This window comes from Pseudomonas sp. IPO3749 (assembly GCF_013386605.1).
In the GTDB taxonomy this organism is placed as follows: Bacteria; Pseudomonadota; Gammaproteobacteria; order Pseudomonadales; family Pseudomonadaceae; genus Aquipseudomonas; species Aquipseudomonas azotoformans_A.
This window is the reverse complement of sequence record NZ_JACARN010000107.1, coordinates 1-12704: the sequence shown is the minus strand read 5'-3', so window position 1 is coordinate 12704 and position 12704 is coordinate 1. Positions and strand designations below refer to the sequence as shown.

Annotated in this window: 13 protein-coding genes; 6 read left to right on the top strand and 7 right to left on the bottom strand. The window is 60.9% G+C overall.

Annotation, left to right across the window (positions count from 1 at the left end):
* Window positions 1–35 precede the first annotated feature (35 nt).
* Entirely contained in the window at window positions 36–530 is a 495-nt protein-coding gene (locus HX812_RS29835) for a hypothetical protein (RefSeq protein ID WP_038851522.1), read from the bottom strand.
* 113 nt (window positions 531–643) lie between these two features.
* Entirely contained in the window at window positions 644–1663 is a 1020-nt protein-coding gene (locus tag HX812_RS29830) for a hypothetical protein (RefSeq protein ID WP_050572512.1), read from the bottom strand.
* Window positions 1664–1884: 221 nt separating this feature from the next.
* Between HX812_RS29830 and ccoN the strand changes: the two genes are divergently transcribed.
* The 3 genes from ccoN (at window position 1885) to HX812_RS29815 (ending at window position 4303) form a co-directional block, all read left to right on the top strand.
* Window positions 1885–3312 (top strand): cytochrome-c oxidase, cbb3-type subunit I, encoded by a 1428-nt coding sequence (ccoN, locus tag HX812_RS29825; RefSeq protein WP_038851523.1) that lies wholly within the window; start codon window positions 1885–1887, stop codon window positions 3310–3312.
* A gap of 1 nt (window position 3313) precedes the next feature.
* The gene (locus HX812_RS29820; RefSeq protein ID WP_038851525.1) at window positions 3314–3523 is read left to right on the top strand and encodes a cbb3-type cytochrome c oxidase subunit 3; all 210 of its coding nucleotides are present in this window, start codon (window positions 3314–3316) and stop codon (window positions 3521–3523) included.
* A 90-nt stretch (window positions 3524–3613) separates the two neighbouring features.
* Entirely contained in the window at window positions 3614–4303 is a 690-nt protein-coding gene (locus tag HX812_RS29815; protein WP_038851526.1) for an aspartate/glutamate racemase family protein, read from the top strand.
* Here the strand turns inward: HX812_RS29815 and HX812_RS29810 are convergent.
* The 4 genes from HX812_RS29810 to HX812_RS29795 form a co-directional block, all read right to left on the bottom strand.
* Window positions 4300–4812, bottom strand: a complete 513-nt coding sequence (locus tag HX812_RS29810) for a GNAT family N-acetyltransferase (RefSeq protein WP_038851527.1) — start codon at window positions 4810–4812, stop codon at window positions 4300–4302. The two genes, HX812_RS29815 and HX812_RS29810, sit on opposite strands and share 4 nt — an antisense overlap.
* 61 nt (window positions 4813–4873) lie before the next feature.
* Window positions 4874–5938, bottom strand: a complete 1065-nt coding sequence (locus HX812_RS29805; protein WP_038851528.1) for a DUF1176 domain-containing protein — start codon at window positions 5936–5938, stop codon at window positions 4874–4876.
* Window positions 5939–5992: 54 nt separating this feature from the next.
* On the bottom strand, window positions 5993–7132 hold the full coding sequence (locus tag HX812_RS29800; RefSeq protein ID WP_038851530.1) for a glycerate kinase: 1140 nt from the start codon (window positions 7130–7132) through the stop codon (window positions 5993–5995).
* 91 nt (window positions 7133–7223) lie between these two features.
* Window positions 7224–8330, bottom strand: coding sequence for a sugar diacid recognition domain-containing protein (locus tag HX812_RS29795; protein WP_038851532.1), 1107 nt, complete (start codon window positions 8328–8330; stop codon window positions 7224–7226).
* 162 nt (window positions 8331–8492) lie between these two features.
* Here HX812_RS29795 and HX812_RS29790 point away from each other — a divergent pair, with 162 nt between their 5' ends.
* Complete coding sequence (locus tag HX812_RS29790; protein WP_016974773.1) at window positions 8493–9803, top strand: MFS transporter; 1311 nt, start codon at window positions 8493–8495, stop codon at window positions 9801–9803.
* A gap of 13 nt (window positions 9804–9816) precedes the next feature.
* Here HX812_RS29790 and HX812_RS29785 read toward each other — a convergent pair whose 3' ends face one another.
* Window positions 9817–10521: an SDR family oxidoreductase gene (locus tag HX812_RS29785; RefSeq protein WP_038851533.1), complete on the bottom strand. Its 705-nt coding sequence runs from the start codon at window positions 10519–10521 to the stop codon at window positions 9817–9819.
* Between the two features lie 97 nt (window positions 10522–10618).
* On the opposite strand from HX812_RS29785, the gene HX812_RS29780 reads away from it, so the two are divergent.
* On the top strand, window positions 10619–11521 hold the full coding sequence (locus HX812_RS29780; protein ID WP_033902923.1) for a LysR family transcriptional regulator: 903 nt from the start codon (window positions 10619–10621) through the stop codon (window positions 11519–11521).
* A gap of 79 nt (window positions 11522–11600) precedes the next feature.
* Complete coding sequence (locus tag HX812_RS29775; RefSeq protein ID WP_038851534.1) at window positions 11601–12611, top strand: aldo/keto reductase; 1011 nt, start codon at window positions 11601–11603, stop codon at window positions 12609–12611.
* The last annotated feature ends 93 nt before the right edge of the window (window positions 12612–12704 follow it).

Here is a 12704-nt window from a genome sequence, read left to right as displayed (position 1 = left end):
CCCTTGTGGTGAGCGGGCTTGCCACAACCGACAGTTCAGACGCGTTCGCGTGGAATCAGGCTCTGCAACTGCGAGGCCAGGAAATTCGCGTCGAAACCAAAGGTGTCCGCGTCTTTCAGGCCATTGGTCTTCTTCCACAGCCAATCGTTTTTGTCCGCCGGCAGCACCAGCGAAACGCTGCCGTGCCGCGCAGCGGTCAAGCCCATGACCGACACGGAGATCAACCCGCCCACACCCATCACGTCCGGCACGAATTCCACCGGTTTGCCGGTGATATTCACGGTCAGTTTCTCGGTCTTGAAGGTCGATGCCTCCACCGGCACGCTGGGCCCACTGGCGACATAGGCTTCACGATGCACCTCCAGCAAGCCGACCGTCTTTACCGGCGCAAGCCACTGCTCGATCTGACCAAACAACTCATCGAGCTTTTGCGTCCAACGGGCAGACTGCACATCGAATTGCTGTTTTTTATGCGCTTCGCTGTCGGCGTAATGACGAAGCATCTCGCCCAGTTGCTGAACATCGTCCATTGCGGATTTCCTTGGGTGAGCCAGGTTGCGAAGCCTGATCATGGCAGATGTGGTGGCCGGTCGTGCGACTAATGCCTATAAGGCAACGAAGTGCAGTGACCGGCGCTTCTTACTTAACTGTCAGCACCTCGCCATTCCCATTGGGTATAAGCCGTACTGACGCCAAGGGCTTCGAACTTCTCCGCGACATACTGCAGGCAGGCTCCACCATCCGGTTTGTAGTGCCCTGAAGCGTCGTTGACCATAGCAATCACGTGATCCATGTTGTTTTCAGTCACCCTGAACTCCCCAGCACAGACAACAGGCCGTCCACTCCCCAATTGGCTATGCCTTACATAGCCGGTTCGATCACTATGCTCCCAACGTTTATAGATAATGGCGCTTTCAGGTGTATATACCCAGGTAAAACTATTCCCCTGGCTATTGGGTGACAGCGCCTCACTAGTGCGTGTTTTTAATTGGTGACCGATGAGTCTGCCATCCACGACACCGACTAATTGACCGACCCCTTCGATTTTTGAAGGGTCATAGCAGCGCCAATGCGTCAAGTCTCCAATAAAAGGCATCCACCTTATCGGAAAAGTCTGAGAATTAATATCGACAGGCTTGTAATCGGAGTTCCTCCAACTAGAAAAATTGACATGTCCGGACCATACTTGCTGTTGATGCTCAGAGGCGTTCCGCAACCACTGATCAACGTGTTTGAATGATGTATTAGTGTAAATGTCATTGGCGGTGATAAGCACGGAATCAAGCTTCCAGTCATCGGAGGCCAGTGGGTGAGACCTGGGCGCGCGGAATGTCCATATACTCAGGACTGCTCCGACAGTGGTGACCTGCTGTGGATGCTGTACAAATGCGATGTTATCAATTTCTGCGAGAGAGATATAAGGACGACCGAACATTCTCTCGATATCAATACCTACCGTAATGACTTGCCCGACCCTCGGCGCATCGCAAAAAAACTGCGTATGGCCGCCGTGCCCCATGGACACATAAATTGAGTCGTCGGTACCCGCCCAGTCTTGGTTGTCAATAACAGCTGTGATCGTCAGCGTGTCAATAATGCGATCGGCACCCAGATAGTTATCATCGTTAGAGCGAGCGGCTTGAACGTTGCTTATCGAAGTCATGGCATTCATCCAGAACAATAGTATTTATGAGGGCCGCACAACTATGAAATATTATTATCGGGTCCGCACTCAGCAAAACCTATTGGCGTGTGTAAAACAACACTTCATAGCCTGTAGGGCATTTTGGCAACTGATCCGCTCCAATGAAGTACCTCTGAGTCTGTTTTGTTTTATCTACGTTTCCTACAGTGCCGCCACTTGGAACCGTGGGAGGACTGAGCATGAACACAGCAACAATCGGGCAGGCCTATAACTATAAAGTCGTCCGCCAATTTGTTATCGCCACCATCATTTGGGGCGTGGTGGGCATGGCCATGGGCGTGTGGATCGCCTCGCAATTGGTGTGGCCGGAAATGAACCTGGATTTGCCCTGGACCACCTTCGGCCGTTTGCGGCCCTTGCACACCAGCCTGGTGATCTTCGGTTTTGCCGGCAGCGCGCAGTTTGCCGCCAGCTACTACGCGGTACAGCGCACCTGCCAGGTGCGCTTGTTTTCCGACACTCTGGCAGCCTTTACCTTCTGGGGCTGGCAATCGGTGATCGTGATCATGCTGATCAGCTTGCCGCTGGGCTACACCACCACCAAGGAATACGCCGAGATCGAGTTCTCCGGCGCGGTGTGGATGGCCGTGGTTTGGGTGGCCTATGCCATTGTGTTTTTCACCACCGTGGTGCGACGCAAAACCCAACATATTTACGTGGGCAACTGGTTTTTCGGCGCCTTTATCCTGGTGATCGCCATGTTGCACGTGGTCAACCATTTGGCGATCCCGGTGGATTGGTTCAAGTCCTACCCGGTGTATTCCGGGGCTACCGATGCGATGGTGCAGTGGTGGTACGGGCACAACGCCGTAGGGTTTTTCCTGACCACCGGTTTTTTGGGGATGATGTATTACTTCGTGCCGAAACAAGTCGGACGCCCGGTGTACTCCTATCGTCTTTCCATCGTGCACTTCTGGGCGTTGATCACCCTGTATATCTGGGCCGGCCCGCATCACCTGCACTACACCGCCCTGCCGGATTGGGCGCAATCATTGGGCATGGCCATGTCGTTGATTCTGCTGGCGCCGAGCTGGGGCGGGATGATCAACGGCATGATGACCTTGTCCGGCGCCTGGCATAAGTTGCGCACCGACCCGATCCTGCGCTTCCTGGTGCTGTCCCTGGCGTTCTACGGCATGTCGACGTTCGAGGGGCCGATGATGGCGATCAAGACCGTCAACGCCCTCTCCCACTACACCGACTGGACCATCGGCCATGTACATGCCGGCGCCCTGGGGTGGGTGGCGATGATCACCTTTGGCTCGCTGTACCACATGATCCCCAAAGTGTTCGGGCGCGAGCAAATGCACAGCGTGCCGCTGATCAACCTGCATTTCTGGCTGGCGACCATCGGCACCGTGCTGTACATCGCGTCGATGTGGGTCAACGGCATTACCCAGGGCCTGATGTGGCGGGCGGTCAACGATGACGGCACCCTCACCTATTCCTTTGTCGAAGCCTTGCAGGCCAGCCATCCGGGGTTTGTGGTGCGGTTTGCCGGGGGGGTGTTCTTTCTTACGGGGATGGTGCTGATGGCCTACAACACTTGGCGCACGGTGCGAGTCGCGGACTTGAAAATGGCGCAGCTCGATGCGCGGATCGCCTGAGATGTGGGGCCTGCTGATGGTGGTGTGCCTGTACGGCGCGGTGGAGTATTGCTTGCGCGGGCAGTCGGACAAAAGTCTGGACGACGCCAGCCTGATACCCTTTGCCGATGACCCGGAGGTGGCGCGGCGCGTGGAGCGGACGACCGGCAAGCGGATCAACGCGGTGGCGCCGGAGGAAGCCAAGCCGGGTTGGGTCAACCTGGACATGTGAAACTGCACCGGTCATTTCGCGGCCAACTGCGTATGACTAATCCCCGCCCGATGGGTAAGGTGAAGTGACTTTCCTTGTCAGGAGCATCGCATGCGCACCATCGGCCTTATCGGCGGCATGAGCTGGGAGTCCAGCGCCGAGTATTACCGCATCATCAACCAGCGCGTGCGCGACCAGCTCGGCCCGCTGCGCTCGGCGCAACTGTTGATGTACAGCGTGGACTTCGGCCCGGTGGAACAGGCCCAGCACGCCGGCCGCTGGGATGACACCGCACTGATCCTCGAAGATGCCGCGCGCCGTCTGCAAGCCGGTGGCGCCGAGTGTGTGGTGCTGTGTACCAACACCATGCATTTGGTGGCGCCGCGCATTGAAGCGGCGGTGTCGATTCCGTTCCTGCACATCGCCGATGCTGCAGGTGCAGCGGCCGTGGAAGCCGGCACGCTGACTGTCGGCCTGCTCGGCACCGCGTTTACCATGGAGCAGGACTTCCTTAAATCGCGCCTGGCGGCCCAGGGCCTGACCGTGCTGGTGCCCGAGGCGGACGAGCGACAGGCCGTGCACCGGATCATCTATGAGCAATTGTGTGTCGGCGTGATCAGCGATGCGTCACGCAAGGTCTACCAAGGTGTGATCGAGTCCCTGGCCGCACGCGGCGCCCAGGCGATCATCCTCGGTTGCACGGAAATCAGCCTGTTGATCAAACCCGAGCACAGCGACTTGCCGCTGCTGGACACCACCGAGCTGCATGCGCAGGCTGCGGTGGCGTTTGCCCTGGGCTAAGCCGACTGGCGCAGGCGCGCCATGCTGACGGTGTCGACAAACTGGCCGTCACGCAGGGCGTAATCACGCAATACGCCTTCGACCTCAAAGCCGAACTTGCGGTACAGCCTCTGTGCCGCTTCGTTGTCGGCGTACACCGTGAGTTCCACCCGGCGCAGGTTCATCCAGTTGTCGGCCACGTCCAGCGCAGCCGTCAGAAGGCGCGAGCCAACCCCTTTGCCCTGCCACGCCGTGGCCACGCCCATGCCGAATGAACCGACATGGGCCTGGCGGACCCGCAGGTACTGTTCCAGGCCAAGCTGGCCGATCACTTCACCACCGTGCACGGCCACCAGTTGCAGGCGCCGTTCGTTGTCCTGTACCAGCTTGTTACGCCACGCCTCGACCGACTGGAAAGGCATTTGCAGCACCTGACGGCACACGGCCGGTTCGTTATAGAGCGCGGCGACGCCCTCGAGGTGGGCCTCAGTGAAGCGCTGGATCACGATGTGGGGTTCAGGTGTATGCATTGTGTTTCATCCTTTGAAAGACAAGTGGCCGGCCAGTGTAGAGGCGCTGTGGGCCCGATGGCTAGGGTGCTGGCATGGTCGTCCACAACGCAGGCCAATCACCGTAGCCGACCCCGGTGCAACGCGGCATTCTGTGGAACTCGCTGAGCTGGAAACGCTTGCCATCGAACACCCAGGAAGCCCCGCCGCCGCAATCACCGATCCCACGCTGCTTGTAGAAATAACTCAGGGTCCCGGACGCTTCGTCATACCCGACCGAGCCTTGCAGCGCGGCGTCTTCCAGGGGCAGCGGCTGCAGGTCCATTGGCGTTTCCTTGTAAGGCGCCTGGCGCTCACGGCTGCTGACGTCGAACTCGCAGTTATAGGCCGCACAGTCATAACGCGTCACCGTCATGGCCTGTTGCGCCGTCAGCGCGCCAACTTTTGCCTCGGGCTCACCTTCCTCAGGCTTCACGGCCTGCAAGGCAGCAGCCACTAGGCCCGCCTGCTCCTGGGCAGTCAGCGGCGGCGCTACTGCAAACTTGCGCAGCACCGGCGCTGGCACACGTGGCGCAACTTCGCTGGCGGCACCCTTGCCAGGTCGGGCGAGTGCCGTCACGTTGTCCACGCGGCCCTGCACGGCATCCATCAGCAGCAACGAAGCACTCAGGCCGCTGAGCGACACATGGGCCGCCTCGTCGCCCGGCAACTGCAGGCGCTGGCCATTGCGCAAACGCTGCAACCAACGCCGCGCGGCCGCGTCCTCGATCACCCCGAAGGACTGCACCTCGGGGTCGCCGCCCTGGTCATCCAGCTCGACGTGCAAGTCCTGCGTCAGTTCCAGGCCCAGCGGCTTGCCATCCAGCAGCAAATCAGACAGGTCCACCTCCTCGCCTCGATGATCAAAACGCAAACGCAGATACCCTTGAGGACCGGCCTGGTGCCAGAGGTGCAGGGTCAGCGAGCTGTAATCCTCTTCATTGACGCCGCTGGGCGCGCTGAGGGCGTGGCAATTACGCAGGTTGTCGCAACCGATGACCCACTGCTTGATCTCCCGCAGCAGCGGGACCGATTCGGTAGGGGGTTGAGCGAAGGCTGGGGCGGTGGCGCCTGCCAGAGACAGAGCCAGGAGTGCGGGGCGCAGCATAGGGACTCTCCGTGTCGAAAAAGGCGCGGATTGTCCCATGCCTGGGGTTTTACGTCAGCGCCGTGTTGCCACGCGCCACACCCGCGCAATATCCGCCGCCCGCTCCTGCAATAAACGCGGTGCCTCGTTGCATGCCTGTTCCAGGCTCATCGGGCCGCAAGGCAAGGCGAAGGCGGCGTCCACGCCGTGGGCGTACATCTGTTCGTAGCCATCGCCCAAGGTGCCGGCAATCACGATCACCGGTACGTTGTGTTGTTGGCCAATGCGTGCCACGCCAAACGGGGTTTTGCCGCGCAAGGTCTGGGCGTCGAAGCGGCCTTCGCCGGTGATCACCAGGTCGGCGCCACGTACGGCTTCGGCCAGGCCGACCAGCTCGGCCACCACCTCGACACCCGCGCGGAACTGCGCGCCCAGGAAGGCCTTGGCGGCGAAACCCAGGCCACCTGCAGCGCCGCTGCCAGGTTCGTCGCGTACATCGTTGGGCAGGACCTTGGCGCAGTGGTCGGCGAAGTGGCCGAGTGCAGCGTCCAGTTGTTGGACTTGCTCGGGGCTCGCGCCTTTTTGCGGGCCAAAAATCGCTGAGGCGCCGTGGGGGCCGCACAGCGGGTTGTTCACGTCGGCGGCGATTTCAAAGCGCACCTGGGCCAGGCGTGGGTCGAGGTTTTCAAGGTTGATCTGCGCCAGGCGGGCCAAGGCCAGGCCACCGGGTGGCAGTGCTTGGTGTTCGGCATCGAACAGTTGCACGCCGAGCGCCTGCATCGCCCCTGCGCCGCCATCGTTGGTAGCACTGCCGCCAATCGCCAGGATGATGCGCCGGGCGCCCGCATCCAGGGCGGCGCGGATCAGTTCGCCGGTGCCATAGGTGGTGGTTTTGCACGCGTCGCGCTGGCCGGCCGGAACCAGTTGCAAGCCGCTGGCTTCAGCCATTTCGATGATTGCGGTGTGGCTGTCGGCCAACCAGCCCCAGTGCGCTTCAACTGCGACACCCAACGGGCCGCGTACGCTGTGGTGACGCAACTCGCCATTAGAGGCGGCCAGCACCGAATCCACTGTGCCCTCACCGCCGTCCGCCATCGGGCACTGGATCAATTGCGCATCCGGCCAGACCTGGGCCAACCCGGCAGCAATGGCCTGGGCGACGCCTTCGGCACTCAGGCTGTCCTTGAACGAGTCGGGGGCGATGATGATTTTCATGGGCTTTCTCCGGTTTTTATAACGCCCATGCTGCCAGTTGCCACGGCCGATGACGCCGGTCCGATGCACAAGTACCGCGGCGCTTTGTTGTTCATTCCGACAAAGGCTGGGGCAGCAGCTGTACGCCCAGGTAGAGCGCGAGCATGCCGTCCAGGGTCAAGGGGTCGACGCCACTGAGTTCGGCAATCCGTTCCATGCGGTAACGCAGGCTGTTGCGGTGAATACCCAGGGCATCGGCACAGGCCTGGCTTTGCCCGTCGTGTTCACACCAACTGCGCAATGTGGCTTGCAGCTGACCATTGCTGTCCTTGGCCAGCACTTTGCGCAGGGGGTTGAGCAGTTCGTCGAGCGCATCGTCATTGCGATGGCGCCAGAGCATCACGGGCAAGCGATAGCGATTGAGGGTCAGCAGCCGCGACTGCGGCAGCACATCACGGCCATAGGCGAGCAGATCACCCACGCGTCGATAGCAACGGCGCAGCCCGGCCAGACCATCCGCTTGCCCGCCCACGGCGACGCGCAGGATGTTCCAACCGAGGCCTTCGAGTTTTTCCAGCAAGCGCGGGTTGTCGACCGGCACTGCCGCTGGCCGGCACCACAGCAACGAGTATTGCGCCGAGCTGACACACCAGCTGTCCGGATAACGCGAAGTCAACCAGGCACTCAGGGCTTCCGCCGATTGCCCTGCGCCCAACTCAAACAGGTAGGGCGTGCGTGCCAGTTGCGGCTTGAGCCCCAATTGCTGGGCTTCGTCCACCAGGCGCGGCGAATCGCCGGTTTCGGCCAGCAGCAAGGCCAGCAGATCATCACAACGCTGGCGCCGCCATTGTTGCTCGGCCTGCTGGTGGCGATGGCTGACCAGCATCTCGGCGGTCATGCGCACCAGTTCAGCGTAAGTACGCAGGCCCTCGGGCTCGCCGGTGATGCCAAGCACGCCGATCAGGCGCCCGTCGTGCAGCAACGGCAGGTTGATGCCCGGTTGCACCCCCTTGAGGTGCTTGGCAGTCTGGCCGTCGATTTCCACTACGCGACCATTGGCGAGCACCAGTTGTGCGCCTTCATGGCGGGTGTTGATGCGCTCGGGCTCGCCGCTGCCGAGAATCAGGCCTTGGCTGTCCATGACGTTGACGTTATAGGGCAGGATCGCCATGGTCCGATCGACGATATCCTGCGCCAGGTCATGATCCAGCTCGAACATGGGGCTAAATTCCTTGAAAGCGATGGGTTGTTCATAGGCACAGCGCAAAGCCGGGTTCCCTGTGCGCAAGCACAAAGACAGCAGCCTGCCAGGTGGCCGAGACTCAGTGGGCGATCAACGTTACCCTCGCATCGCGAAAAATCATAATAAAGAGAGACTGCCATGTCACAGAGCGCCACGACCCCACTGGCCACCGATGACGATAAAAACGCCATCTACAAGCGCATTACCCTGCGCCTGATCCCCTTCATTTTCATCTGCTATCTGTTCAATTACCTCGACCGGGTAAACGTTGGCTTTGCCAAGTTGCAGATGCTCGATGCGTTGAAATTCAGCGAAACCGTATACGGCCTCGGTGCCGGGATCTTCTTCATCGGCTACGTGCTGTGTGGCGTACCGAGCAACCTGGCGTTGACCAAGTTCGGTCCACGGCGCTGGATTGCGTTGATGATGATCGTCTGGGGCACGCTGTCCACCTGCCTGCTGTTCGTCACCACGCCGACACATTTCTACACCTTGCGCCTGTTTACCGGTGCCGCCGAAGCGGGCTTCTTCCCCGGCGTGGTGCTGTACCTCTCGCAGTGGTTCCCGACCTTCCGCCGTGGGCGGATCATGGCGCTGTTCATGTCAGCGATCCCGGTTTCCGGGTTGCTCGGCAGCCCGTTCTCCGGCTGGATCCTCAACCACTTCGCCGCCGGCCAAGGCGGCCTCGCGGGCTGGCAGTGGATGTTCCTGCTGCAAGGTATTCCGACCGTCGTGCTGGGCGCCCTCGCCTACTTCCTGCTCAGCGACAGCTTTGCCAACGCCAAGTGGCTCAAGCCCCACGAACGCGCAGTACTGGAAGCCGATCAGGCGACCGACCTGGCGAACAAGCCGAAGACCACCACCGACTCCCTCGCTGAGGTGTTCAAGAACCCTGCCATCTGGGCGTTCGGCCTGATCTACTTCTGCATCCAGAGCGGCGTGTACGCCATCAACTTCTGGCTGCCGTCGATCATCAAGAACCTGGGATTCAGCGACAACCTGGTGATCGGCTGGCTGAGTGCGATCCCTTACCTGCTGGCGGCAGTCTTCATGTTGCTGGTGGGCCGCTCCGCCGACTTGCGCAAGGAGCGTCGCTGGCACTTGGTGGTACCGATGCTGATGGGTGCTGTCGGCCTGGTGATCGCAGTGAACTTCGCGACCACACCCGCTATTGCAATCCTCGGCCTGACCATCGCCACCATGGGCGCGCTCACCGGCCTGCCGATGTTCTGGCCGGTGCCTACTGCCATGCTCAGTGCGGGCGCGGCGGCAGGTGGCCTGGCGTTGATCAACTCCATGGGCCAGATGGCCGGCTTCCTCAGCCCGTACATCGTCGGCTTTGTGAAGGATGCCACCGGGTCCACGGATGTGGCGTTGTACCTGCTGGCGGCGGTGATCGTCGCCGGTAGTGTGTTGGCGCTAAGAATGACGCGCACCCTGAAGGCTTAAAACGCTCCAGCTATCAGAGCAGACCGCCGCCGTCGATATCAATGACGGCGCCGGTCATAAAGCCATTTTCCATGGCCAGTACATACCCCGCTGCGACCTCCTCCGCCTGCCCCACTCGCCCCACCGGCAGCGCACTACCGGCCTTGGCGAACATTGCCAAGCGCTGATCGTCTGCAAGCCCGGCATAGGCCGGCGTATCAATCACCCCCGGACTGATCGCATTGACCCGGCGTGGCGCCAGTTCCTTGGCCAATTGCTTGACCAGCGCTTCGGTCGCAGCGTTGATACCGGTCTTGATGAATTGCCCCGGCACGGATTTGCGCCCCAGTTGCCCGGAGGTCAGGCTGATGCTGCCGTGCTCGCTCAAAAATGGCAGCGCCAACTGGATCGCCCGCAATGAGCCCCACAGTTTTACGTTGAAGTTCTCCTGGGCTTCGCTCAGGTCGGTTTCGATCAAGGTCTTGGCGCGCACGCTCGGCCCCGAGGTGTAGACCAAGTGATCAAAGCGCCCCACCGTTTCGTAAAGGCGTTGCAGGGAAGCTGCATCAGTGACGTCAACCGGTTCGCTGCGCAGGCCGTTTTCGACGCCACTCACTAGCCGCCGCCCGGCCATTACCACCTGCGCACCCCGCGCGGCGGCAGCCTTGGCCACGGCGGCACCGATGCCGCTGCTGCCGCCGATCACGATGACGGTTTTACCGTTGAGGGAAGAAGTCATGGGAGAGATTCCTGAGAAAGTGAGTGTTTATCTTCCCAGCTTGGCAATCCGCGAAAAATCCCGGTAAAACGACAAGATCTTTAAAGGATTTTTACAAATGAGTTCGATCCTCGACCTTGAAGTCTTCGTGCGCACCGCCGACACCGGCAGCCTGTCCGCCGCCGCCCGTGGCCTGGGCTTGACCCCGGCGGCAGCGAGCATCGCCCTCAAACGCCTGGAAACCCGCCTGGGTATCCGCTTGCTCGCACGCTCCACGCGCAGCATGCGCCTGACCGAGGAAGGCCGGCGTTACCTCGACAGCGTGCGCGTGGCACTGGCGGCGTTGTCTGAAGGCGAACAAGCACTCAAGCAGCAAAGCCAGGGCTTGAGTGGGTTGCTGCAACTGGCCGCTCCGTCGGATTTCGGGCGCAATGTGGTGCTGGGCTGGCTGGATGAATTCAAGGCCGAGCACCCGAACATCCGCCTGCAATTGATGCTCAACGACAGCAATGCCGACCTGTTCCGCGAAACCGTGGACATCGCCCTGCGCTTTGGCGTGCCCCAGGACTCCAGCCTGGTAGCGTTGCCGATTGCCCCTGATCACCACCGCGTCGCCTGCGCCAGCCCCGCTTACCTGGCACGCCACGGCACACCGCGCGAGCCCATGGAATTGTCCGCGCACAGTACGCTGCGGTACATGCGCCAGGGCCAGGTGAGCAAGACGTGGCGGTTTCGCCAGGTTGATCAGCTACAGGAGGTGGAAGTCTCAGGTGATTTCCTCAGCAACGACGGAGAAATCGTCCGCCGTTGGGCGCTTGGCGGGCATGGTATCGCCTACAAGGCCAGGCTCGACGTGATCGGCGATATCGCGGCCGGTCGCCTGGTGCCGCTGTTTGAGGATTGGCAAGGCGAGCCTGCCCCGTTCAACCTGATGTGCCCTCACCGCCTGCAGGTGTCGGAACGGGTGAAGGTGCTGCATCGATTTCTACAGGCACGTTGCCAGGCGTTGCTGGGTTCATGAAGAAACGCGCGCGGGGCTTGTCCCAGAGCGGCTGAGTCTGGTATTGCAGGGGTACATTTCCCGCCTTGAGGAGTTATCCATGATTTACCGCACATTGGGCCAGTCCGGGTTGAAGGTCAGCGCCTTGACCCTGGGCACCATGATGTTTGGCGAACAGACCAACACCGAGGACTCGCTGCGCATCATCGACAAGGCCTGGGACCAGGGCATCAATTTTATCGACACGGCGGACGTCTACACCGGTGGGCGTTCCGAGGAAATCGTCGGCGAAGCCATTGTGCGCAATCGCCAGGATTGGGTGGTGGCATCCAAGGTCGGCATCGGCCCGGCGGACGGCTTGCCCAACCGCAGCGGCTTGAGCCGCAAGCGTATTTTCAATGCGCTGGAAGCCAGCCTGACACGCCTCGATACCGACTACCTGGACATTTACTACCTGCACCGCGAAGACCACAACACGCCGCTGGAAGTGACGGTGTCGGCGATTGGCGACCTGATCCGCCAGGGCAAGATCCGTTATTGGGGCCTGTCCAACTATCGTGGCTGGCGTATTGCCGAGGTGATTCGTGTGGCGGAGCGCCTGGGCGTCGACAAGCCGGTGATCAGCCAACCGCTTTACAACATCGTCAACCGCCAGGCCGAAGTGGAGCAGATTACCGCGGCAGCGGCCTACGGCCTGGGCGTGGTGCCTTACAGCCCACTGGCCCGCGGTGTGCTCAGCGGTAAATACGCCCCGGACGTTACCCCCGAAGCCGGCAGCCGCGCGGCGCGCCAGGACAAACGCATCCTGGAAACCGAATGGCGTGTGGAGTCGCTGCGCATCGCCCAGCAGATCCAGCAGTACACCCAAGGTCGCGGCGTCGGGATTGTCGAGTTTGCGATTGCCTGGGTATTGAACAACTCGGCGGTCAGTTCTGCGATTGTCGGGCCACGTACCGAGGCGCAGTGGGACGCTTATATCGGCGCGCTGGAGGTGAAGATCAGCGCCGAAGATGAGGCGTTTATTGATTCGCTGGTGACGCCGGGGCATTCGTCCACGCCGGGGTTCAATGATGTCGGGCATTTTGTTTCCGGTCGCGTGCCACACCTTTAAGCCTGAAAAACTAGTGTGGCGAGGGAGCTTGCTCCCGCTGGGTCGCGAAGCGGCCCCGGCTTTTTTGAAAGACTGGGACTGCTACGCAGTCCA

Excerpts from the sequence above, each read along its gene's own strand:
- HX812_RS29800 (WP_038851530.1), bottom strand. The coding sequence starts at position 7,132 with ATGAAAATCATCATCGCCCCCGACTCGTTCAAGGACAGCCTGAGTGCC.
- ccoN (WP_038851523.1), top strand. The coding sequence starts at position 1,885 with ATGAACACAGCAACAATCGGGCAGGCCTATAACTATAAAGTCGTCCGC.
- HX812_RS29815 (WP_038851526.1), top strand. The coding sequence starts at position 3,614 with ATGCGCACCATCGGCCTTATCGGCGGCATGAGCTGGGAGTCCAGCGCC.
- HX812_RS29780 (WP_033902923.1), top strand. The coding sequence starts at position 10,619 with ATGAGTTCGATCCTCGACCTTGAAGTCTTCGTGCGCACCGCCGACACC.
- HX812_RS29775 (WP_038851534.1), top strand. The coding sequence starts at position 11,601 with ATGATTTACCGCACATTGGGCCAGTCCGGGTTGAAGGTCAGCGCCTTG.
- HX812_RS29805 (WP_038851528.1), bottom strand. The coding sequence starts at position 5,938 with ATGCTGCGCCCCGCACTCCTGGCTCTGTCTCTGGCAGGCGCCACCGCC.
- HX812_RS29810 (WP_038851527.1), bottom strand. The coding sequence starts at position 4,812 with ATGCATACACCTGAACCCCACATCGTGATCCAGCGCTTCACTGAGGCC.
- HX812_RS29820 (WP_038851525.1), top strand. The coding sequence starts at position 3,314 with ATGTGGGGCCTGCTGATGGTGGTGTGCCTGTACGGCGCGGTGGAGTAT.
- HX812_RS29835 (WP_038851522.1), bottom strand. The coding sequence starts at position 530 with ATGGACGATGTTCAGCAACTGGGCGAGATGCTTCGTCATTACGCCGAC.
- HX812_RS29830 (WP_050572512.1), bottom strand. The coding sequence starts at position 1,663 with ATGACTTCGATAAGCAACGTTCAAGCCGCTCGCTCTAACGATGATAAC.
- HX812_RS29790 (WP_016974773.1), top strand. The coding sequence starts at position 8,493 with ATGTCACAGAGCGCCACGACCCCACTGGCCACCGATGACGATAAAAAC.
- HX812_RS29785 (WP_038851533.1), bottom strand. The coding sequence starts at position 10,521 with ATGACTTCTTCCCTCAACGGTAAAACCGTCATCGTGATCGGCGGCAGC.
- HX812_RS29795 (WP_038851532.1), bottom strand. The coding sequence starts at position 8,330 with ATGTTCGAGCTGGATCATGACCTGGCGCAGGATATCGTCGATCGGACC.